This window comes from Candidatus Binatia bacterium (genome assembly GCA_023150935.1).
Classification (GTDB): Bacteria; Desulfobacterota; Binatia; order HRBIN30; family HRBIN30; genus JAKLJW01.
This window is the reverse complement of the sequence record JAKLJW010000099.1, coordinates 1-1,383: the sequence shown is the minus strand read 5'-3', so window position 1 is coordinate 1,383 and position 1,383 is coordinate 1. Positions and strand designations below refer to the sequence as shown.

The 1,383-nt window shown below is 58.0% G+C and carries 1 protein-coding gene; it reads right to left on the bottom strand.

Annotated elements, in window-relative coordinates; genetic code table 11:
• Positions 1-817: 817 nt before the first annotated feature.
• Positions 818-1,216, bottom strand: a complete 399-nt coding sequence (locus L6Q96_23125) for a barstar family protein (GenBank protein MCK6557443.1) — start codon at positions 1,214-1,216, stop codon at positions 818-820.
• Positions 1,217-1,383 lie beyond the last annotated feature (167 nt).

The window sequence follows — 1,383 nt, the reverse complement described above, 5'->3', positions numbered from 1 at the left end:
AGAACGGCGCGGATTGCCAGGACGAAGAGGCTGAGTTGTTCATTGACTGTCGTTACTGAGCTCTACCTCTTGCCCAACTTTTAGCTTTGGCAAGTCGTTTGCTGTGGCTAGGACAAAGGTGAATATCGACAAATCGGGCTTTCCATCCGGTGTGAGCGCGCGAGGCTGCGAGACGTACGGTTTGATGGGGACGCCACTCAGGCGCGACGTTGCGGAAACCGAGAATTTGCCTGCCTCGAGCTGGCGGGCGAACAAGTACGCCGGTCGCTCCCTTTGCGCGATGAATTCGATTCGGAATCTCATAGAGCAGGCCTAACGTTCGACATGAGCGGCATGACCCGGCTTGCCGGGGCATGTCCGCTCGATGGAGGGGTTAGGCGCCTCGCTCACGAAACGCCCCCTGGAAGCGTGCTCGGAGAAGGAGCCTGGTTTTTTGCCCGCTCTTTGAGTGCCACGACCCAAGGATTGGTTGAGCAAACAAGACACTCGGGCACGGGCCAACCAGGCGCGCTTTCGATGAGATGGACAAGTGACCAAGCCAGGCCAAAGCAACCATCCTGACCGAACAGAGTGACCAGAGCACACGCTTCGTCATTTGACAGCGGCGTCACTATGGCAGCGAGGGCAGACTCAACTTGCCGCAGATGCTCAACGGTAGCCGACTGCTCCGATGGAAGTACACCGAAGCTTAGAAGATGCTCGACTTGCTGACGCATAGCAGCGCGCTCTCTCTGGATGGGCGCCTAACGTTCGACATGAGCGGCAGTTGGCGGCTTGCCGACAACTGTCCGCTCGATGGAGGGGTTAGGCCACGCGCTCACGCCAGCTCCAGGAGAACACCATCATCAGCTTCGTTGCCGCCTGGCCCATGCTCACGAATGATTTCAAGCAACCACTCAAACACCGTAGCGCCCTTCTGCTCCCTTACCTCTGCCAAAGCATCGGCAACCTGCTGCCTGTTTGAAGGATGACAAGACTCTAACCGGCGCTCAAGCTGACGGGCCGCCTCCAGGTACCCCAGCCGCTCCCGAGACAGCGCGTGATTCTTCCAGCGAAGAATGAAGCCAGCATCTGGGGTTCCGAATCCGCCGCGCAGTACATCGTTGAACGCATCCAGATTGGTACCCCACCCTGCAGTACCCGCTCGTTCGGCAAAGTGAGCGAAGAACTCTTCCAATGTGCTGAACTGCGCTCCGTCGATTTCAACGACCTGCACCGCTTCCTCCTCGGGGCCTAACGTTCGACATGAGCGGCATGACCCGGCTTGCCGGGGCATGTCCGCTCGATGGAGGGGTTAGGTCCCACTTTCTCTTTGAGCTTCCTGCTTCGCATAAGCAACCCCTGCACCAATGAAAGCCGAATTGACTACGAATCCAACTGAAA